Origin of the sequence: Bifidobacterium sp. UTCIF-38 (genome assembly GCF_006454495.1) — a bacterium.
GTDB lineage: Bacteria > Actinomycetota > Actinomycetes > Actinomycetales > Bifidobacteriaceae > Bifidobacterium > Bifidobacterium callitrichos.
Map to the genome: position 1 here is coordinate 25,305 of NZ_JFAL01000028.1, position 19,598 is coordinate 44,902.

The window sequence follows — 19,598 nt, forward strand, 5'->3', positions numbered from 1 at the left end:
TCATCGGAATCCTCCCTCATCCTTGTAGGAAGCGCTGGAACGGTAGGTGATCAGCGAGACCACCGCAAGCGTGATGAATGTGAAGATGCCGATGACGGCACCGAGGTTGTAGTCGCCGCGATCGACGGTGAGCTTGTACAGCCACGTGATCAGCAGGTCGGTTTTGCCGGCCGTGTCGCCCACGGGCGTGGGGTTGCCGCCGGAGAGCAGGTAGATCACGTTGAAGTTGTTCACGTTGCCGGTGAACGTAGTGATCAGGTACGGGGTGAGCACGAACACGAGGTACGGCATGGTGATCTGCGTGAACGCCTGCCACCAGTTCGCGCCGTCGAGCCTCGCGGCCTCGTACTGCCCGGCCGGGATGTTCTGCAGGATGCCGGTGATCTGCATGATCGTGAACGGGATGCCGATCCACAGGTTCACGACGATGACGGTCACGCGCGCCCATGTGGTGTCGGTGAAGAACGGCAGCGCCTGATCGATCCATCCCCATTCGATGAGCAGACGGTTGATCGCACCCTCGGGCTGGAGCATCTGGTTGATGACCAGCATGGAGACGAACTGCGGCACGGCGATCGACAGGGAGAACACCGCGCGCCAGAATCCCTTGAACCGGGTGGTCTTGCGGTTGATGACCATCGCGAGGAACAGGCCGAGGAAGAAGTTGAGGAACGTCGCGAAGAACGCCCACACCAGCGTCCAGATGAGCACGGAGGTGAACTGCGTGGCGTTGACCTCGCCGGTCGCGCTGAACAGCTGGCCGAAGTTCTTGAAGCCGACCCAGTCGAACAGCAGGACGTGGTCGGAGTCGTAGTTCGTGAACGCGATGCACATCATGATGAGCGTCGGCAGCACGGTGAACACGAGGATGCCCGCCACCGGCAGCGCCATGAACGCCACCTGACCGTTGCGGTCGGTGATGTTGCGCAGATCGTCGCCGAACGTCGGGGCCGAACCGGTCTCGGCGGCCAGCAGCTGCGCCTTGTACGCGCTGCGCACGGCGTACGACCAGAACACGACGAACAGCACGGTGATGAACACGGCGGCGATGCCGTAGACCATGAGCAGCACCGAGTTGTCGCCCGGATCGTAGTACCAATAGCCGTCGATCTTCTGCTTGGTCTGCGTGCGCGAGCCGAGCGTGACGAGGTTCGCGAGCGCCGGCACGCCGGAGACGGCCATGTACGCGATGTACGCGATCTCGACGGCGAGGAACAGGACGCCCTTGGCGATCTGCCTACGGGCGATGTTGCCGGCGCCGAGCACGAGGAACGAGAGTCGGGTCAGGGCGTCGCCCTGCCCGGCCGCGCCGCGGATGGTGTAGCGGGACGGCGGAATGTAGTCCGCCGGCCTGCGGCGGGCGCGCCTGCCGCTCTTGGTTGGGGAAACGGTTGCTTCCATGATTGTTGTCCTTGTCTTGTCCTTGTCTACCTTGACTTAGGGTTGCTGCGGGCTGGGCCGTCCGCGGCGTCAGAGCGTGTTCTCGTAGGACTTCATCCACTGTTCGGTCAGCTTGGCCGCGTTGTCGTGGGTGACTTCCTTGTTGTAGATGGAGTTGCCGAAGTTCTCGCACGGACCCCAGAAGTTGTTCATCGGGGCGATGGACGGCTGCACGACGGACGTGTCGGCGATGGTGTCCATCTGGGCCTGGGCGACGGCGTCCTTCTTGATGTCCGACTCGGAGGCGAGTTCGACGTCGGAGGGGATGACCGATCGCATCTCGTAGTGGCGCTTCTGCGAGTAGGTGCTCGACAGGAACGCGGAGAACTGGTCGGCGGCCTTGGGGTGCTTGGTGTACGGGTTCCACGCGTAGACGGTGGAGCCGGCGAACGCGCGCATCTGCACCTGCTTGCCGTTGAGGTTGAAGCTCGGCAGCTTGGCGACCCCCCAGTCGTCGCCGAGGTTCTCGCGCACGGTGGCGGCGTCCCAGTTGCCGGTGAAGACCACGTCGACCTTGCCGGACTTGAGGCCGGCCAGACCGGAGCAGTTCTTGTCGTTGACGAAGTTCTTGTTGTTGCGCAGGTCGACCAGGTAGTTGGTGACCGCCGCGCCGATCTCGCCGCCGAACTGGACGCCGGACTCGGCGTCGGTGCCGTCCTCGCCGAACAGGGTGCCGCCGGCGCCGATGTAGAAGGCGGGCAGGTACCACGAGTTGGTCAGCGGGAAGGAGACCTTGCCCTTGGCGAGCATCGCGTCGAGCGAGGTGAGGTCCTGCTCGGTGAACTTGCTCTTGCGGTAGTACATGAACCAGGTGTTGCCGGCCAGCGGCACGCCGTACACGTTGCCGTCGGGCGCGGTGACGGTGTTGAGCATCGTCTCGTTGCCGGCGGTCTGCTTCTTGAGCTGCTTCATGGTCGGATCGCTGACCTGGCCGACCGCGCCGGCGTCGATCAGGGTGCCGAACTGGTCGGAGGCGAACGTGTACACGTCCGCGGCGACGGTCGGGTCCTGCTCGGCGATCGTGGCCGCGTCGGCCGAGGCGACGACCTGGTTCTTCCATGTGATGTCGTATTCGGGGTGACGCTTCTCGAACTCGCTCTCCATGGTCTGCAGCCACGAGTCGGAGTCGACCTGGTCCTCCTGCGAGGCCCAGACGACGAGCGTCATGCGCTCGACCTCGCCGCCGTTCGCGCCGGCGCCGGCCGTGCCGCTACCGCATGCGGCCAGCATGCCGAACGACAGCACGCACGCTGTGACGGCCGCAAGGGTTTTCTTCCATCGTGCAATCATCGTTGATTCCTTTCCTTCGGAGCCGCCCACCATGCGACTCCCCACGTCGGCTCCGACCTTGCCGGACCTTGCATCGTGTTGAGGACTAGTGTACGAGTTTTTGCATACGTATGCAAACTTCTTGCGTTTCTTTCGCGCGTGTCGGTGTGTTTATGTTGATTTTTCAACGTTTTACGGCGTTTCTTGCCGTATTGACAAGGTTCGCATTACTTGCGTATCCTGACAGTCGTCTCAGGAAGCCGCGAGACACTGGAGACGGCGACGGGCGCAGGCACGGCAACTCGCCAAACGGCTTGTTCAATGAGGAGGGCACGATGAGCGACATCACCAATCAGCACGACGATCACCCCGACGGCGGCGAGCACGGCCACCCCGCATGGCTTGCGGACGCCTGCTTCTACGAGGTCTACCCGCAGTCATTCAACGACTCGAACGGCGACGGCATCGGCGACATCCCCGGCATCACCGCGAAACTCGACTACATCAGGGACCTCGGCTGCAACGCGCTGTGGATCAACCCCTGCTACGACTCCCCGTTCAAGGACGCCGGCTACGACGTGCGCGACTATCGCAAGGTCGCGGAGCGCTACGGCACGAACGACGACCTCATTGCCCTGTTCGACGCCGCGCACGAATGCAACATGCACGTCCTGCTCGACCTCGTACCCGGCCACACCAGCGAGGAGCACGCGTGGTTCCGCGCGAGCGCGCAGCCCGATCCCGCCGATCGCATCGTTGCGGGTGGAGCCGACGAAGCGGCCGGCGAGAACGTCTCCGAACGCTACATCTGGACCGACTGCTGGATCTCCGGCGGCGACGGCCTGCCGTTCATCGGCGGCGAGACCGAACGCGACGGCACGTACATCCTCAACTTCTTCAAATGCCAGCCGGCCCTGAACTACGGCTTCGCGCATCCGAAGCAGGGCTGGCAGAAGCCCGCGCTCGGCCCCGACGCGCTCGCCACCTGCGACGCGATGGTCGACGTGATGCGTTTCTGGCTCTCCCGCGGGGCCGACGGTTTCCGCGTCGACATGGCCGACAGCCTCGTCAAGCATGACGACTGGGGCAAGCCCCTCACGATCCGCACCTGGCAGTACATGTTCTCGAAGATCCGCCCCGAATTCCCCGAAGCCGCGTTCGTCTCCGAATGGGGCCGACCCAACGAGTCGATGCAGGCCGGGTTCGACATGGACTTCTACCTCGACTGGCGTTGGGATGGCAATCCGAACGGCTACAACATGCTGCTGCGCAACACCAATACGCCGCTCGTGCGCGAGGGCGACCACAGCTACTTCAACGCCGATTCGGGCGAGTCGATCCGCGCCTTCCTCGAGCAGTACGAGCCGCAGCTGCGCGACTGCGAACGCGCGGGCGGCCGCTTCGACCTCATCACGTCGAACCACGACACCCTGCGCGTCGGCCAGCGCCTGACCGAGCGCGAGCTCAAGATCGCGTACGGCATGCTGCTGACGATGCCCGGATGCCCGTTCGTCTACTACGGCGACGAGATCGCGATGCGCTACCGCCCGCTGCCCACCAAGGAGGGCGGCTACGTGCGCACCGGCAGCCGCACGCCGATGCAGTGGGACGCGAGGATGGCGAACCTCGGGTTCTCCGAGGCGGGCGATCCAGCCAACCTGTATCTGCCGGTCGAGGACGGCCCGTCCGTGCCGGTGACGGTCGCGGATCGCATGGCCGATACGGATTCGCTGTGGCACTGGATGCAGACCGTGCTTCGGTTCCGCCACACCACGCCAGCCCTGACCTCCGACGCCGGTTTCGAGGTGCTGTCTGGCGACGGGAGGCTCTTCGCCTACCGCCGCACGGCAGCCGACACCGCGAACTGCGTCATCGTGGCAATGAACCCCGGTCGGGACACGTTGCGCCTGCATCTCGACGACTCTGACCGCACCCGCATCATCCAACTGGCGGTTGGCGAGCCGACGATCGAGGCGGACGAGCTGGTTCTGCCGCCCCAATCCCTCGCGATCCTGCGATAACTGTTTGCGCACCCCGTGCCTTCGCCCGTGCCACACCCGCCGTATTGCAAACGATGTCAATACGCGGTATGGTCGTATACAACAGCAGCAATCCACCCCCGGATGCCGTCGTGTCGCGAAGCCGCGGCACGACGGCCGACGCGCGACGCAGCGTGTCCGGGGCCGCACCCAGAAGGAGCACGTCCAATGAGCGAACAGACGATCATCGATCCATCAACCCCGCCGTTCGATGACACGCAGACCACGGTCGACACCGCCAACCGCAAGGAATCAACAGGCAACCAGCGCACTGAAAGCGCCGAGCGGCTGGCCCGCCCGCTGATCCGGCTCGCGAAGGCGAGCGGGGTGGCAACCTCGTACATCGACCAGCTCGGCACCTACGTCGAGATCGACGATGACGTGCTCGTCAACGTGCTCGGCGCGCTTGGCGTCGACGCCACGTCGGACGAGGCGATCGCGCGGTCACAGGCGGCAATCGCGGAGGAAAACAGCAAACGTTTGCTCCCGTCGTCGACCATCGTCGTCACGGTCGACGGGCCGGTCGGCGACTCGGACGATGACTCGGACGGTGGCTCAGGCGCCCCCACGCTCAGCCCCGCCACCATCCGTCTGCATCGTCCGGAAACCGCCGGCACCAACCCGGACACCGACGCCGACGAGGAGCCGACCGTCACCATCACCCTCGAGGACGGCAGCGAACTCCACAGCGACCCCGCCGATATCCTGCCCGATTTCAACAGCGGCGACCGCATCCTGACGCTGCCGGTCGACCTGCCGATCGGCTACCACACCCTGCACGTCGAGATGGCCGGGCAGACAGCCGACGCCACGCTCATCGTCGCCCCGAGGCGCATCGCCCTACCCGAGGCTGTCAGGACCCGCCAGCGCTGGGGCTGGATGACGCAGCTGTACTCGGTCCGCTCGCGCGACTCGTGGGGCGTAGGCGACTACGGCGATCTGAAGCGCCTCGCCGCCGACGCCGCCGCGAAATCCGGCGCCGACTTCATGCTCATCAACCCGGTGCACGCGGGCGCGCCGATCCCGCCGCTCGAGCCGTCGCCGTACCTGCCGGAATCGCGCCGATTCCTCAACGTCACGTACATCCGCCCGCAGGACGTGCCGGAGTACGCCGACCTCACCCCCGCCGACCGCGAGCGCATCGACGCCCTGCACGCGCGGGTCGCCGACCGCAACGACGACCCGAATCCGATGGATCTCAACGCCTCGTGGGCCGCGAAGCGCGAGGCGCTGCGTCTGATCTTCGACGCGCCGCGCACGCCGGAGCGCGAGCAGGCGTTCGAGGAGTTCAAGCGTCACGCCGGCCCGGACCTCGATGCGTTCGCGACGTGGTGCGTCGCCTTCGAGGTGTGGGGCGCGCCGTGGGAGCCGGATTCGTGGTTCGGCCGCACGAACCGCGAATCGCCCGAGGTCACGGCCCTCGTCGAGGAGCATCGCGACCTGTTCGAGTTCAACCGCTGGCTGCAGTGGATCGCCGACGAGCAGCTCACCGCCGCGCAGTCGGCCGCGAAGGACGCGGGCATGGCGCTGGGGCTGATGCTCGACATGGCGGTCGGCGTGCACGCGCTCGGCGCGGACGTGTGGTGGAGCCCGGAGCGGTTCGCGGTCGGTTCGGTGACGGTCGGCTGCCCGCCGGACTTCTACAACCAGCAGGGTCAGGACTGGGGTCAGCCGCCGTTCAACCCGCGCTATCTCGAGCGCACCGGATACCGCGTGTACCGCGAGATGGTCCAGTCGATCTTCGCGCACGCCGGCGCGGTGCGCATCGACCATGTGCTCGGCCTGTTCCGTCTGTGGTGGATTCCGCGCGGCAGGGGTGCGAAGGGCGGCGCGTACGTCATGTACGATCACGAGGCGATGCTGGCCGTGCTCGCGATCGAGGCGACGCGCGCGAATGGCATGGTCATCGGCGAGGATCTGGGCACGGTTCCTGATTACGTGCGTCGCATCCTGGCCGATCGCGGCGTGCTCGGCACCGATGTGGAGTGGTTCGCGCGCGTCGACGATTCGCCGAACGCGGGCGACCCGTACAAGCCTCCGACCGATTACCGTCGTCAGGCGCTGGCGTCGGTCACAACGCACGATCTGCCGCCGACCGCGGGCTATCTGGAATTCGAGCACGTCCAGCTGCGCGAACGTCTGCATCTGCTGACCGAACCGGTCGAGGTGTTCGCCGCCTCGGCGCGCGCGGAACGTCAGGCGATGCTGGATCGTCTGGTCGAGGACGGCCGGCTCGGCGCCGAGGCCGCCGCGGATGTGCCGGGCCATGAGCAGGAGATCGTCGAGGCGATGCACGCGATGCTGACCGCCACGCCCTCCCTGCTGCGTCAGGCGGCGCTGGTCGACGGCACCGGCCAGCACGCGACCGTCAACCAGCCGGGCACGTCGGACCAGTACCCGAACTGGCGCATCCCGCTGCGGGACGCCTCGGGGCGTGTGGTGCACACCGACGAGGTCTTCGCCGATCCGCGCGTGCTCTCGCTGGCCCGGGTGATGAACAACTAGCCCATCTCGGTTCCCCTTGTCAGGACGTTGCCGTGAAAACAAACAGCAATGCTGTTTGTAGGCAACGTGCGAGCCGACATGCGAGCCAGTCAGCTGCGCGCGCAGCGCGTCCGCAGTTGCGGGACGAGCTGGCCCGCGAAGCGGGTCTGAGGGGTAGTCATTCATCTAGAGAGAAACGCCTTCATCGCCCGCTCGAACACCGGCACGTGCAGCATCGTCGCCGTGCCGTACCCCATCACGACGAGCAGGAACAGCCCCTGCGGCAGGTAGAACCAGCAGGCGACGAGCAGGGCGATCCACACCGCGTCGATCGCGACCATCGCCAGCGTGTAGCCGAATCGGGTCACACCGAACACGTACGCGTTGGCGAGGGTCCGGCCGACCGAGTTCTCGAATCGCGACTGCAGCGCGAACGTCCATTCGAAGCCGATGACCCACAGCACGGTCAGGCCGAATTTCGGCACGAGCAGTGGCGTGATCCGCAGCACGACCCACGAGTAGACGACTCCGGCGCCGATGACGAGGAACGGCAGCCACAGGGCGGTCGCCTTGACAAAGTTCGCACGGAACGCGCGGAAATAGTTGCGGGTGACGCCGCCGCCCTCGCCTGCCAGCGACCGCCGCGCCGTGTTGAATCCCGCGGACAGCGCGGCACCGATCGTGACCAGCGGCAGGCTGGTGACCAGCATCAGGATGTTGATCCAGATCGCGTCGACGAGGTCGCCAAGACCTCGCATGAGTCCGGAATCGGGTGACAGGAATCGCATCGTCGAACCTCCGTCGATCACTCGCGCGCCCGCTTCGCCGCGGACATCACATCTTATTGCATACGTTCTCAATGATATCGTTGTCATCACGAAAAAGGAAAGGAACAGCATGACCGCGAACAACGAACGCGACGACTGGTGGAAGCAGGCCGTCGTCTATCAGGTCTACCCGCGCAGCTTCAAGGACGTGAACGGTGACGGACTCGGCGACATCGCCGGCGTCACCGAGAAGATGGATTACCTTAAGGATCTCGGCGTGGACGCGATCTGGCTGTCGCCGTTCTATCCGTCGGATCTCGCCGACGGCGGATACGACGTGATCGACTACCGCAACGTCGACCCGCGTCTCGGCACGATGGACGATTTCGACCGGATGGTCGCCGCCGCGCATGGGGCCGGGATCAAGGTGATCGTCGACATCGTGCCGAACCACACGGCCGACAAGCACGTCATGTTCCAGGAGGCGCTGGCCGCCGGCCGCGGATCGGCCGCACGCGACCGCTACATCTTCCGCGAGGGCCGCGGCGAGCACGGCGAGCTGCCGCCGAACGACTGGCAGTCGCTGTTCGGCGGGCCGGCCTGGCAGCAGGTCGACGACGGCCAGTGGTACCTGCACATCTTCGCCAAGGAGCAGCCGGACCTCAACTGGAAGAATCCGGACGTGCACGAGGAGTTCAAGAAGACGCTGCGATTCTGGTCCGATCACGGCGCGGACGGATTCCGCATCGACGTGGCCCACGGCCTGGCCAAGGATCTCGAAAGCACGCCGCTCGAGGACATGCCCGCCGACACCGTGCAGCAGGTGCTGTGCCACGACTTCACCAGCCCGTTGTGGGACCGCCGCGAGGTGCACGAGACCTACCGCGAGTGGCGTGAAGTGTTCGACGAGTACAACCCGCCGCGCTTCGCGGTCGGCGAGGCGTGGGTGGTGCCGGAGCATCAGCACCTGTACGCCGACACCGCCGAGCTCGGTCAGGTGTTCAACTTCGAGTTCGCCGAGGCGAACTGGGATGTCGACGAGTTCCGTTCCGCGATCCGCCACGGTCTCGAGGCGGCCGCCGAAACCGATGGATCGACCACGACGTGGGTGATGAACAACCACGATGTGCCGCGCAGCCCGTCGCGCTACGGCCTACCGCAGGTGAAGGGCCCCGTCTACCATCAGCTCGCACACGACTGGCTGCTGCGCGACGGCACCTCGTACACCGAGGATCGCGAGCTCGGCACGCGTCGTGCCCGCGCCGCCGCGCTGATGGAGCTGGCGCTGCCCGGCGCCGTGTACGTCTATCAGGGCGAGGAGCTGGGCCTGTTCGAGGTCGCGAACATTCCGTGGGATCGCCTCGAGGACCCGGCGCCGTTCAACACGCGTCGCAACTTCACCGACAAGGGCCGCGACGGCTGCCGCGTGCCGCTGCCGTGGGTCTCGGATGACCGTGCGGATGATGCGATGGCCTCGGCCTCGTGGTCGGCCGACTTCGCTGCCGGAACGTCGTTCGGCTTCTCCCCCGCGACTCGCGCCGACGGCACGCCCGCGGCCGAGCCGCACCTGCCGCAGCCGTTGTGGTTCAAGGATTTCGCGGCCGACGTCGAAGCCGCCGACGAGGGGTCGATGCTCAACCTCTACCGCCGCGCGCTGGCGTTGCGCGCGAAGCTGCTCACCGCGACCGGTGACACTTCGACGGTCGACTGGCTGGACGGCGATGAGGGCTACGACGACGTCATCGCCTACGCGCGCCCGGCGACCGAAGGCCGCACGCTCACCTCGGTGACCAACTTCGGCACCGAGCCGGTCGCCCTGCCCGACGGCGCGGTGATTCTCGCCTCCGCTCCGCTCACCGACGACGACCGTCTCCCGCAGGACGCCACCGCCTGGCTCGTGCGCTGACAGGCGGCAGTCGCCGGCAGGCTACCAAGCGGCTTTAACAACCAACAGGAGGGTCTTTGCAGAAAACTGCAAAGGCCCTCCTCGCCCTTTCCCCGCACTGCATATACTCAGATCATGGGTTACGCCAGCCAAGCCGCAAGCACGGGAGCAGACACCACTTCGACGACAGCCGCGGCAGTTACGGATTCGCCGCTTCGCATCGGAATACTGGACAACGATGCGCTCGCTTTGGACAGTATCACGCGAATGCTGGAGTCACAGAGTCGTAGGTTGCGCCGTAGAGTGACGATCTGGTCAACCACGTCCCCCGCCTATGCGATCCAGGAATGTCGCATGACCGGAAATGGCCAGGATAAGACCGACATACTGCTTATCGACATGGCGTTGAACGGTGTGACAGGACCTCAGATCGCCTCGCTGATACTCAGTCGATCGCCACATACCGTGATCATCGGCATGACCTCGTACAATCTCGACACCTACCGACAGGCCGCGGCACACGCCGGCATTGTCACGCTACTTGACAAGGCGACCTTCGGGCATGGACTCCTTGACACCATCGAGAAGATAGCCGATAAACAACAGACCGCAGCAGAAATGTCACCAACAGTCAACGTCCACGGCCACGTCACGAAGCCACTGAGCGACATCGAACGCTCCATCGTCGCTCTCAGTCTAGGCGCGCTCAGCAGCAAGCAGATCGGCGCACGCATGGGCATCACCGCGGACACGGTCTCATCACACAGAAGAAACATCAAACGCAAGCTCGGCGTTGATACCTGGCTGGAAGCAATGGATTACTGTCGATCCATGCATATCGTGTAAAGGGTCAGATAGATGATTAAGAAGGTAGTAAAACAATTTGCACACCCATATCTTTCACTAATAGCATTTATTATAGGAACAACAGCAATTGTAGAATTCATAAATTATCAGATTCTACTGCAAGCAACGGAACCTTCAACAAAAGAACTGGTATTCACTACAGCTCTATTGATCACAACAACGATAATAATAGTTTATTATATTAGATACCCTATTTCTGCTTCATACGCAGTACTTTGGATTACAGCACTAGGAGAAACTATTCTCGATCCTGCGCCGTTATCCTTGCTTGTACTAGGAATATCCGCAATAGCGGTTTCCACTTACAGCAAACCATTAATGGGTTATGCAATGGCGATATTATACGCATTCATAATGATTCTTGACGGCATCATACGTCCGACAGGGATAATGGGAGCAGGAAGTGCATACACCTTTGTTGCGTTTATTATAATAGGCGCAGGAATCGGCCACGGCTTTAGAATCAATGCACAACACATTAAAGAGCATCAGAAAAACATAACTTTACAGCACAACATGCAAATCGCAAGAGAGTTACATGATCATACGACGAATGATTTAACAAACATTATCATGATCATCAATAAACGACTTGAAGACAATAATATCCCAATAACAGACAAAACGCTGGATAACATAAGTAACCGGACAAAAGATTTACTGACAATTCGCGATCTAGCAGCGAATGCATTACAACATACACGTCAATCGATAACAACTTTAGACAGCACATTTACTTTGTCAGATACCAAATCAACTCAGATACATACTTCTCAAAATAATGACAAAAAAGAAAAACTTATTGAAGAAGAGATCGAGGAACAGAAAAACCGTATCGAGAACGTGGGTTATCATGGCGAAATTATCACCATAGGAAATATGGACACATTACCTGAACATATACAACGGTTCCTTATCGATTTTATTCATGAACTATTTGGCAATATTACAAAACACTCAGATCCAAAATATGAATACACATTGATCATCTCAACCACCAACAATCAAGTAATACTTGAATTGAGTGATCATCCCGCACATGAACCTATTGAGAAGATGCATATGAAAGGGATGAATTCAGGACTGAAAAGATACAGCGAAATCATTACCGCGATGAACGGAACACTAGAAGTTCGAACCAAAGGCATTTGGTCAATACAAGCCTCAATTCCATTCTAGTCAACTTTAATATTTATGCTCCAAGAGATACATTATACATAACCATGAACGCGTGAATAATAATCAAATGAATTGGGTAGAAGAAGTAAAACACAAACTTTGAATATAATCCCCTCTCATTGTTATATAGACATAACAGAGGACATGAAAAAACCATCATCCACTGATTACTGACCAAAGGCCCCCAATGTCCAAAATATCCAAAAGTTTGAACAACACCAATCACAGGAGAATTTTGCCCCACTAAAGACATAAGTTCGAATCCTAGATTCTGAGTAAAGAAAGCAATAATTGAGAACGTCATAACACACATTGAGACGACAACATCATTTCCACGGCAGTAAAATAAAGCAACCCCAAACAAAACCCAAAAATAGCCTCCATCCACTAAGTTACCAAGGACAATAGAGAGAACATACTGAGCAGCATCTCCCCAAACAGGCAAAATCGATATAACTAACAGAGATGACAAAACCTGCCATACTATGTAGAATAATAAAAGAAAGACCCTATAAATAACTTTGCTAAGTGAGAAAATCGCTATTACTAAAGCAATTTGAAACAGCATGTTAAACACATTCGACGTGCTATTAATCAGCGCATCTACAGCGATCATTATAACACTTGCGCAATATAAGCTGAACACATATTTCCAGATATTTCTCGTGTACTTGCAACTCCACACGCACAAATACACAAATACAGGAGCTGCAAGCCTACCAATCCAATGCATCGGAAGTGCAATGAAAGGCGAAGCAAACACCGCACAATGGTCAATTACCATAAACAAGCAAGCAACAATTTTTAACTGTAAACTATTCATCAGGAACTTTTCTGTTATTTTTCTAGGTCAATGATAATCCCAACCAAAAAACGCTCTTCCCATACTCCCCAACGTCACAACAACGAACCAGCACCATCAAAACAGCAATAATGCATCTTTTTATGCTTGAAACAACAGCATAACAACACGGACGATATTATCCACAAATCCAGCGATAGTACACGGAACAAGAACCTTGTGGACCAGCATTTTCTATAGACGGCAAAGGACGAACAACAACTATTTCAGCCCGCTCATCAAAAACAACATCAATATAGCCTAATTTAATCCTTGATTCCAATTGATTTTTGCTCTTGATTTTCATCGATCGGGCAACTTTTACGTTATCAACGACTATATACGATGTATTGTCAATATAATTATATAGACATGAACCCATAAGAGATACAATTGCCAGAATGAACAAACCTGCCAATCGCCTCTTATTCGAACTCATTGACACCCACTTTCGGACATTTGGGATATCCTAACACTTGACCATGCCAGAATATCCCCGAGAACTATTCACGCTATTATACATCAGTTATTGTATAATAGTAACTTTCGAAATAGTATTCCCCTTATGATCTCCTCTGGTATGTGGAGCCACTACCGGCGAAAGAAGCGCGGCAGGGGAACACGTGTCTCGTTAACTACACCAGGCTGGTTCTCGGTCAGCTGCATCTCCTTCATCTCTTCGGCGTTCAGCGGCCTTATCGCAGTGATTTCCGCCTTCTCGTTGAAATCGACGCTCAGATAGCCTTCGCTGTAACGCTGCTGAAGCTGAGCCTCAGTAGTCACCCCCAGCGAGCGCGCAACCTCCACATTGCCGATGCGAATATACTCATCTGCATCGGTGCTCGCATGGGCGTTCCCCGCCAGCACCATTCCAACCAGCAATGCCATCACGGCCATAACGGCGGATAGCACATGCACTCGTCGCATCCTGACCTTCATGATCTTCCTTTCTGTCGATAGAGCATCAGACGACCGGATCGACTGTCGCGTCCAGCCATCAACGCCGATGCTATCCATCGCAGACATGTCCCCGGTCACCTATGCAGAAAACTGCAACGGCCCTCTCTCATGCGCTCACGTGCCGTCCTCAACGCCACACCTCGTCATCACGATTCCGGATCCCACCCCGCCCCGGCGGAAGCCCCCATCCTCCGCAACGTACGCCGCAACAAGCGTTTCGCACGAGTTCATCCGCCGTTTTCCGGAGGCATACACAGACGACACAACAGAGCAGTAGACCATAGTCAACAGTGCAATACGGGTGAAAGGAGCCCATCATGCAGGAGAACAACATCCACCATTCCAGCACCGATCGCGACGACGACCGTTTCTTCGACAACTACGCGTACATGGAGTACGGCATCGAGCGCTGACGCCCGAACGACTCGTTAGTTTCCCGACGGTAATCGAGGAACACTAACGGCATATGGACGTATGGGCCTCTTTCGGAGTTCGTCCTGTACCAGAACACCGACTGTTCTGATAAGAAACGGATCCCGAAGGAGGCCCATTGTGATTGAGACGGGGAGTGTGCCACGGTTCTTGCATATTCCGGGAACCCGATGGAGTGCCGATAGAAACCCGATGAAGTGCTGAGTACGAAAAGCGTGGCGAAAAAGCACCTGCACACGGGCGACGTACGCCTGGCTACTGTCAGCGTACGTCGCCCGGGATGATAATCGTGTTTGCCCGTGTTCTCGTACTCCTGCTTGTGGTCAGCGTACGAGAACACGGGCGAACACGGATTTAGCCACGAGGAGCGTACGCTAACGCACGGCTACAGTACGTTCTCCGGGGGCTGCCCGCCATTAGTCTCGATCGACGTACGGCAGACCAATGGAGGTTATGAGCTCACCCCTTCACCGCTCCCTCCAGAACAACGGACTCGCCTTACGGCGAGACCCAACACCAGCCTCGGCGCTACCGCACCTCGGCCTGGCGCCTGATGGAAGCCCACCGGGCTTCCATCCAAGGGATGATGACACGAGTCATCATCCCTTGACGGCACCAGCCATGACCCCCTTGACGATGTACTTTTGGCAGATGAGGTAGAAGATGATGATGGGGATGATCGCGAGAACCAGGCAGGCCATCATGGCGCCCATGTCGACCGAGCCGTAGCCGCCCTTGAGGTACTGCACGGCGACCGAGATCGTCTTGTACTTGCCGAGGTCGAGGGTCAGGTACGGCAGGAGGTAGTCGTTCCAGATCCACATGGCCTCGAGGATCGCGACGGACACGATCGACGGCTTCATGATCGGCACGACGATCTGGAAGAAGATACGCGGCACGGACGCGCCGTCGATCATCGCGGACTCCTCCAGCTCGACCGGGATGCCCTTGATCACACCGGTGAAGATGAACACCGCGAGGCCGGCGCCGAAGCCGAGGTACACGATGCACAGGCCCCACGGGGTGTTGAGCTTCAGCATGTCGGCGATCTTGGAGAGCGTGAACATGACCATCTGGAACGGCACGATCATGTTGAACAGGAACAGCGTGTACAGCAGCTTGGCGGCCCAGTTGTTGACGCGCACGATCCACCACGCGCACATCGACGTGCACACGAGGATCAGCAGCACCGATCCGACGGTGATGAGCAGCGTCCATCCGAAGCTCGCGAAGAAGTCGGTGGTCTCCACGCCGCGCACGTAGTTCTCGAATCCGACGAACGCCTTGCCGGCGGGCAGGGAGAAGGCGTTCTTGGAGATGTACGCCTTCTGCTTGAACGAGTTGATGACCACCAGCACGATCGGGAAGACCCATGCCAGCGAGACGACGGTGAACAGGGCGGTCCAGAGCCCTCCGTGCTTGACCTTGTCGGCGTTCATCAGGCCGCCACCTCCTTGCTTGTCGTGAGCTTGTTCTGGATGAGCGCGATGAGCGCCACCAGGATGAAGAACAGGACGGCCTTCGCCTGGCCGACGCCCTCCCAGCCCATGCGGCCGTAGAACGTGCGGGTGATGTTCATCGCAAGGCCCTCGGACATGTTGCTCGGGGCGCCGTTGGTCAGGGCGAGGTTCTGGTCGTAGAGCTTGAAGCCGTTGGTCACGGTCAGGAAGGAGCACACGGTGATCGAGGGCATCATCAGCGGGATGATGATCTTGAACATCGTCTGCGTGCCGCTCGCGCCGTCCACCTGCGCGGCTTCGAGCACGTCCGTGGGCAGGGCCTGCATGCCGGCGATGTAGATGATCATCATGTAGCCGATCTGCTGCCAGCACACGAGGATGACCAGGCCCCAGAAGCCGTACGTGGCGGAGTAGGTCAGGGCGCGCGACCAGTGCGCGAGGATGCCGTTGAGCAACAGCAGCCAGATGTAGCCCAGGATGATGCCGCCGATCAGGTTCGGCATGAAGAACACCGAGCGGAAGATCGTCGACCCCTTGATCGCCTTCGTGAGCATGTACGCGATGAAGAACGCGACCACGTTGATGACGATCGTGGTGACGATCGTGAACGCGGTGGAGAAGCCGAGCGCGTGCAGGAACTCCTTGTCGCCGAGTGCCTTGACGTAGTTCTTGAGGCCGACGAACTCGCCGTCGGTCACGGTGGTGAACTCGCAGAAGCTCAAGTAGACGCCCATGATGAAGGGCACCACGAACCCGATGATGAACGCGGCGAACGTGGGTAGCGCGAATATCGCCCACCACTTCCGTATCGCCTTGCCGGCCATGCTAACCATGATGGATAATCCTCCTCCTTGAGCGCCGTGCACCGCTGCGTGCCACGACTTCCGCCGACCCACGGCCGACGAACGAATCCGTTGTTGCAGTGACATCGTAACCGCACGGCGCCGCGATGTCAAACGTTGTCATTTGCGGCGTTTCGCATTGCCCCGTCAATCACCCCAGCAATAGTCGTTCATCGCTATGCATTGGCTATTTTTTGCGATTTTCCCTATTCTTACCTGTTTTTGCAAACGTTTGTAATGCAATCGTCGTCATCGCGAGTCGACGGTCTGCGCCGTGTAAGCTGAACGATACGCGGTTTTCCTACGCGGGAAGTCTTTGCAGTAAGCGCAGCAAGCGCGCAGTAAACGTGCAGTAAGTGCGGCGACCGGGCGTCCGGCGCGATCGGCCGGTACGCCCCATCGGCCGTGGCGCCCCGGCCGGCGCGGCACGCCCCACACATCCGAACGACAAGGTGGTTTCATGAGCAGCAGCATCCAGGACGTCGCCAAGGCGGCGGGCGTCTCCATCTCGACGGTGTCGCGGGTCTTCACGCGGCCCGATCTGGTCTCGGCGAAGACCCGCGAGCGCGTGCTGGCGATGGCCGGCCAGCTCAACTTCTCGCTCTCCCGTTCGGCCGCGGCGCTGAAGTCCGGGCGCGCGCTGCGCGTCGCCGTGCTGATGAGCGGCCACATCCGCCTGTGGTTCACCGCATCCGTGATCGAAGGACTGAACAACGTCTTCCACGCGGAGGGCTATGACATCTCGATCTTCCAGATCTCCTCGATCGAGGAGCGCCGCGAGTTCTTCGAGATGCTGCCGGTGCGCCGCAACGCGGACGCGGTGATCGTCGTCTCGTTTGACATCGACGACGAGGAGACCAGGCAGCTGGCCAGCGTGGACGTGCCGATCATCGGCATCAACACGGCGAAGTCGTCGGCCCACGGGTTCGCGGCGGCGGTCAACATCGATGACGAGCAGGGTTCGACGCTGGCTGCGCGTCACCTGATGAACCTCGGGCATCGCGACATCGCGTACATCAGCACGGACCGCGACATCTCGCTGAGCTTCTCGGTGCGGGGCCGATTCGACGTGTTCATGGACTGCTGCCGGCGCGAGGGCATCGAGCCGCAGGTCATCGTGTGCAAGGTCGACGCCGACGGACACTACCAGATCGGCGATGTGGTGACGCAGCTGATGAGCCTCGGCACGATGCCGACGGCGATCGCATGCCAGGAGGACGGCATCGCCCTGCCGCTCATGTTCCAGCTCGAACGCAACGGGCTGTCCGTGCCGGGCGACGTGACGCTGATCGGCTATGACGACAGCTTCTACACCGCGGACATCGGGCTGACGACGATCCGTCAGGACCCGGTCGAGATGGCCCGCGCGGCCGCACGCATGACGATGGATCTCATCAACGGGCGCGAGGTGAGGGAGCCGCTGCGCAAGGTGCCGGCGCAGCTGGTGGTGCGATCGAGCACCGCGCGCCGGCGCTGAGCCGGCGGTGCGGCGGCCCGCCCGACGCCCGGCTCATCAAGCCCGGACATGACGATGCCCCGGTGACGGGCCGAGGAGGAGAACGGCCGTCACCGGGGCATCAGGTTGGGAATCAGGGATCAGAGACGATCAGTGGGTCGCGGAGTACTCGGAGGCCCAGCCGTCGACGAACGCGGTCTTGACGGCGTTCCAGTCGCCGGTGCCCTGCGCGTACTCGAGCAGCGCCTGGCCGAGCTTGTTCTTCCACTCCTCGGACGGCATCATCGTGAAGTTCCAGCTGACCTGCGTCTTGCCGGACTTCTGGTCCTCAACGGCGGCCTCGGTCAGCGGGTTGTCGGACTTCACGTCATCGAAGGTCTTGAACGGGGTGGTGAAGCCCATGTCCTCGGAGAGGGCCTTCTTGCCGGTGTCGGAGGTGATGACCCACTTGAGGAAGTCCTCGGTGGCCTTCTTGTCGGCGTCGGACGCCTTGTCGTTGATGCACCAGTAGTTCTCGGAGCCGGTGACGAGGCCCTGGTTCTCCTCGCCCTTGACGCCGATGTAGATCGGCATCATGCCCACGGACTCGGCCTTCATGCCGGCCTTCTCGAGGTCGGTCCACGCCCAGGTGCCGTTCTGGTAGAAGGCGGCCTCGCCGAGCGCGAACTCGGAGTTGGCGTCGTCGCCGGTCTTGGCGCTCAGCTGCGTGCGGTCGGTGGTGGAGTCGGTGATGTACAGGTCGAAGATCTTCTTGTAGTTCGGCAGGTACGTGCCCTTGATCGTGGCCGGCTGCTCGGTGACCTTGTCCTTCTGGAACTCGTAGTAGAGCGGCAGGTTGGCGAGGTGGGTCTTGAAGCGCCAGTCGGAGCTGGAGTCGAAGCCGGCGGAGGTGAACGCGCCCTTGATGCCGAGCTCGTCCTTGCGGGCCTGCATGTCGTCGGCGACGGCCTTGAGGGTGTCGAAGTTGTCGATCTCGTCGACGGACTTGGCCTTGGCGCCGTCGAGCGCGAAGTACTTGTTGAGGATGTCCTTGTTGTAGATGATGCCGTAGGTCTCCATCACGTACGGCACGCCGACGACCTTGTCGCCGTCCTTCAGGGCCACGTCCTGGTTGGTGAGCTCCTTGTACACGTCGGTGCCGGACAGGTCGGCGGTGTAGCGCTTCCAATTCTGGTAGCCGACCGGGCCGTTGACCTGGAACAGGGTCGGCGCCTCGGTCTTGGCGATCTCCGACTTCAGGGTCTGCTCGTAGGTGTTGGACGCGGCGGTCTGCACCTTGACCTCGGTGCCGGTCTCCTTGGTGTACTCCTTGGCGAGCGCGGTCCACTGGTCGGCCGCCTCCGGCTTGAAGTTGAGGTAGTAGACCTTGCCCTTGGCGTCGTCGCCCGACGTGCTGGAGCCGCACGCGGCGAGCGCTCCGATGGACATTGCTGCGATGGCAACCATGCTAATCGTCGACTTCAGTGTGCGATTCATCATCGAACCTTTCTCTTTCCTTGTTGCTCCTCGGACGGTGTGGCCGACCGGGGTTGGTGGCGTCGGCTTTGGCGCCCCGAAGTTTGTTCCGACGCGATTCATTATGACGCATGTTCGCCGTTTTTGCAAACGATGGCAGTATTCGGGGTGTTTCATCGCGTCAGAAATGACATATCGCCATCATCTGTCTATAAAACCGCG

15 protein-coding genes are annotated in these 19,598 nt (G+C 60.3%); 6 read left to right on the plus strand and 9 right to left on the minus strand.

The genetic code is table 11. The features are described from left to right. Complete coding sequence (locus BW11_RS09855; protein WP_140445576.1) at window positions 1–1,401, minus strand: carbohydrate ABC transporter permease; 1,401 nt, start codon at window positions 1,399–1,401, stop codon at window positions 1–3. A 69-nt stretch (window positions 1,402–1,470) separates the two neighbouring features. Further along, window positions 1,471–2,730 carry an extracellular solute-binding protein gene (locus BW11_RS09860; RefSeq protein ID WP_140445577.1) on the minus strand — a complete coding sequence of 420 codons (1,260 nt, stop codon included), beginning with the start codon at window positions 2,728–2,730 and terminating at the stop codon, window positions 1,471–1,473. Window positions 2,731–3,044: 314 nt separating this feature from the next. On the opposite strand from BW11_RS09860, the gene BW11_RS09865 reads away from it, so the two are divergent. Both BW11_RS09865 and malQ read left to right on the plus strand, forming a co-directional pair. Beyond that, a complete protein-coding gene (locus BW11_RS09865) occupies window positions 3,045–4,730 on the plus strand; it encodes an alpha-amylase family glycosyl hydrolase (protein WP_140445578.1) in 1,686 nt (561 codons plus the stop codon). Between the two features lie 186 nt (window positions 4,731–4,916). Next, complete coding sequence (gene malQ / locus BW11_RS09870) at window positions 4,917–7,253, plus strand: 4-alpha-glucanotransferase (protein ID WP_140445579.1); 2,337 nt, start codon at window positions 4,917–4,919, stop codon at window positions 7,251–7,253. Between the two features lie 161 nt (window positions 7,254–7,414). Here the strand turns inward: malQ and BW11_RS09875 are convergent, their stop codons facing one another. Then, window positions 7,415–8,020 carry a YesL family protein gene (locus BW11_RS09875; protein WP_140445580.1) on the minus strand — a complete coding sequence of 202 codons (606 nt, stop codon included), beginning with the start codon at window positions 8,018–8,020 and terminating at the stop codon, window positions 7,415–7,417. A gap of 109 nt (window positions 8,021–8,129) precedes the next feature. Between BW11_RS09875 and BW11_RS09880 the strand changes: the two genes are divergently transcribed. The 3 genes from BW11_RS09880 to BW11_RS09890 all read left to right on the plus strand — a co-directional run bounded on the left by BW11_RS09880 (window position 8,130) and on the right by BW11_RS09890 (window position 11,930). Next, on the plus strand, window positions 8,130–9,905 hold the full coding sequence (locus tag BW11_RS09880) for a glycoside hydrolase family 13 protein (protein ID WP_140445581.1): 1,776 nt from the start codon (window positions 8,130–8,132) through the stop codon (window positions 9,903–9,905). 114 nt (window positions 9,906–10,019) lie between these two features. Then, window positions 10,020–10,730 (plus strand): LuxR C-terminal-related transcriptional regulator, encoded by a 711-nt coding sequence (locus BW11_RS09885; RefSeq protein WP_140445582.1) that lies wholly within the window; start codon window positions 10,020–10,022, stop codon window positions 10,728–10,730. A gap of 12 nt (window positions 10,731–10,742) precedes the next feature. Continuing rightward, complete coding sequence (locus tag BW11_RS09890) at window positions 10,743–11,930, plus strand: hypothetical protein (RefSeq protein ID WP_140445583.1); 1,188 nt, start codon at window positions 10,743–10,745, stop codon at window positions 11,928–11,930. A gap of 13 nt (window positions 11,931–11,943) precedes the next feature. Here BW11_RS09890 and BW11_RS09895 read toward each other — a convergent pair whose 3' ends face one another. The 5 genes from BW11_RS09895 to BW11_RS09915 all read right to left on the minus strand — a co-directional run bounded on the left by BW11_RS09895 (window position 11,944) and on the right by BW11_RS09915 (window position 16,456). Continuing rightward, a complete protein-coding gene (locus BW11_RS09895) occupies window positions 11,944–12,753 on the minus strand; it encodes a TraX family protein (protein WP_140445584.1) in 810 nt (269 codons plus the stop codon). Between the two features lie 157 nt (window positions 12,754–12,910). Next, entirely contained in the window at window positions 12,911–13,078 is a 168-nt protein-coding gene (locus BW11_RS11685) for a hypothetical protein (protein WP_181162585.1), read from the minus strand. A gap of 284 nt (window positions 13,079–13,362) precedes the next feature. Continuing rightward, window positions 13,363–13,710, minus strand: a complete 348-nt coding sequence (locus tag BW11_RS09905; protein ID WP_140445585.1) for a hypothetical protein — start codon at window positions 13,708–13,710, stop codon at window positions 13,363–13,365. A gap of 1,052 nt (window positions 13,711–14,762) precedes the next feature. Beyond that, window positions 14,763–15,602, minus strand: coding sequence for a carbohydrate ABC transporter permease (locus tag BW11_RS09910; RefSeq protein WP_043166062.1), 840 nt, complete (start codon window positions 15,600–15,602; stop codon window positions 14,763–14,765). Next, entirely contained in the window at window positions 15,602–16,456 is an 855-nt protein-coding gene (locus BW11_RS09915; protein WP_181162586.1) for a carbohydrate ABC transporter permease, read from the minus strand. Before BW11_RS09915 ends, BW11_RS09910 begins: the two co-directional genes overlap by 1 nt. A 469-nt stretch (window positions 16,457–16,925) precedes the next feature. Here BW11_RS09915 and BW11_RS09920 point away from each other — a divergent pair, with 469 nt between their 5' ends. Further along, a complete protein-coding gene (locus tag BW11_RS09920) occupies window positions 16,926–17,942 on the plus strand; it encodes a LacI family DNA-binding transcriptional regulator (protein WP_140445587.1) in 1,017 nt (338 codons plus the stop codon). Between the two features lie 129 nt (window positions 17,943–18,071). Here the strand turns inward: BW11_RS09920 and BW11_RS09925 are convergent, their stop codons facing one another. After that, window positions 18,072–19,400, minus strand: coding sequence for an ABC transporter substrate-binding protein (locus BW11_RS09925; RefSeq protein WP_140445588.1), 1,329 nt, complete (start codon window positions 19,398–19,400; stop codon window positions 18,072–18,074). Window positions 19,401–19,598: the final 198 nt, after the last annotated feature.

Coding starts and splice junctions, on each gene's coding strand:
- BW11_RS09875 (WP_140445580.1), bottom strand. CDS start 8,020: ATGCGATTCCTGTCACCCGATTCCGGACTCATGCGAGGTCTTGGCGAC.
- BW11_RS09855 (WP_140445576.1), bottom strand. CDS start 1,401: ATGGAAGCAACCGTTTCCCCAACCAAGAGCGGCAGGCGCGCCCGCCGC.
- BW11_RS11685 (WP_181162585.1), bottom strand. CDS start 13,078: ATGAAAATCAAGAGCAAAAATCAATTGGAATCAAGGATTAAATTAGGC.
- BW11_RS09915 (WP_181162586.1), bottom strand. CDS start 16,456: ATGGTTAGCATGGCCGGCAAGGCGATACGGAAGTGGTGGGCGATATTC.
- BW11_RS09895 (WP_140445584.1), bottom strand. CDS start 12,753: ATGAATAGTTTACAGTTAAAAATTGTTGCTTGCTTGTTTATGGTAATT.
- malQ (WP_140445579.1), top strand. CDS start 4,917: ATGAGCGAACAGACGATCATCGATCCATCAACCCCGCCGTTCGATGAC.
- BW11_RS09925 (WP_140445588.1), bottom strand. CDS start 19,400: ATGATGAATCGCACACTGAAGTCGACGATTAGCATGGTTGCCATCGCA.
- BW11_RS09910 (WP_043166062.1), bottom strand. CDS start 15,602: ATGAACGCCGACAAGGTCAAGCACGGAGGGCTCTGGACCGCCCTGTTC.
- BW11_RS09920 (WP_140445587.1), top strand. CDS start 16,926: ATGAGCAGCAGCATCCAGGACGTCGCCAAGGCGGCGGGCGTCTCCATC.
- BW11_RS09880 (WP_140445581.1), top strand. CDS start 8,130: ATGACCGCGAACAACGAACGCGACGACTGGTGGAAGCAGGCCGTCGTC.
- BW11_RS09885 (WP_140445582.1), top strand. CDS start 10,020: ATGGGTTACGCCAGCCAAGCCGCAAGCACGGGAGCAGACACCACTTCG.
- BW11_RS09860 (WP_140445577.1), bottom strand. CDS start 2,730: ATGATTGCACGATGGAAGAAAACCCTTGCGGCCGTCACAGCGTGCGTG.
- BW11_RS09890 (WP_140445583.1), top strand. CDS start 10,743: ATGATTAAGAAGGTAGTAAAACAATTTGCACACCCATATCTTTCACTA.
- BW11_RS09905 (WP_140445585.1), bottom strand. CDS start 13,710: ATGAAGGTCAGGATGCGACGAGTGCATGTGCTATCCGCCGTTATGGCC.
- BW11_RS09865 (WP_140445578.1), top strand. CDS start 3,045: ATGAGCGACATCACCAATCAGCACGACGATCACCCCGACGGCGGCGAG.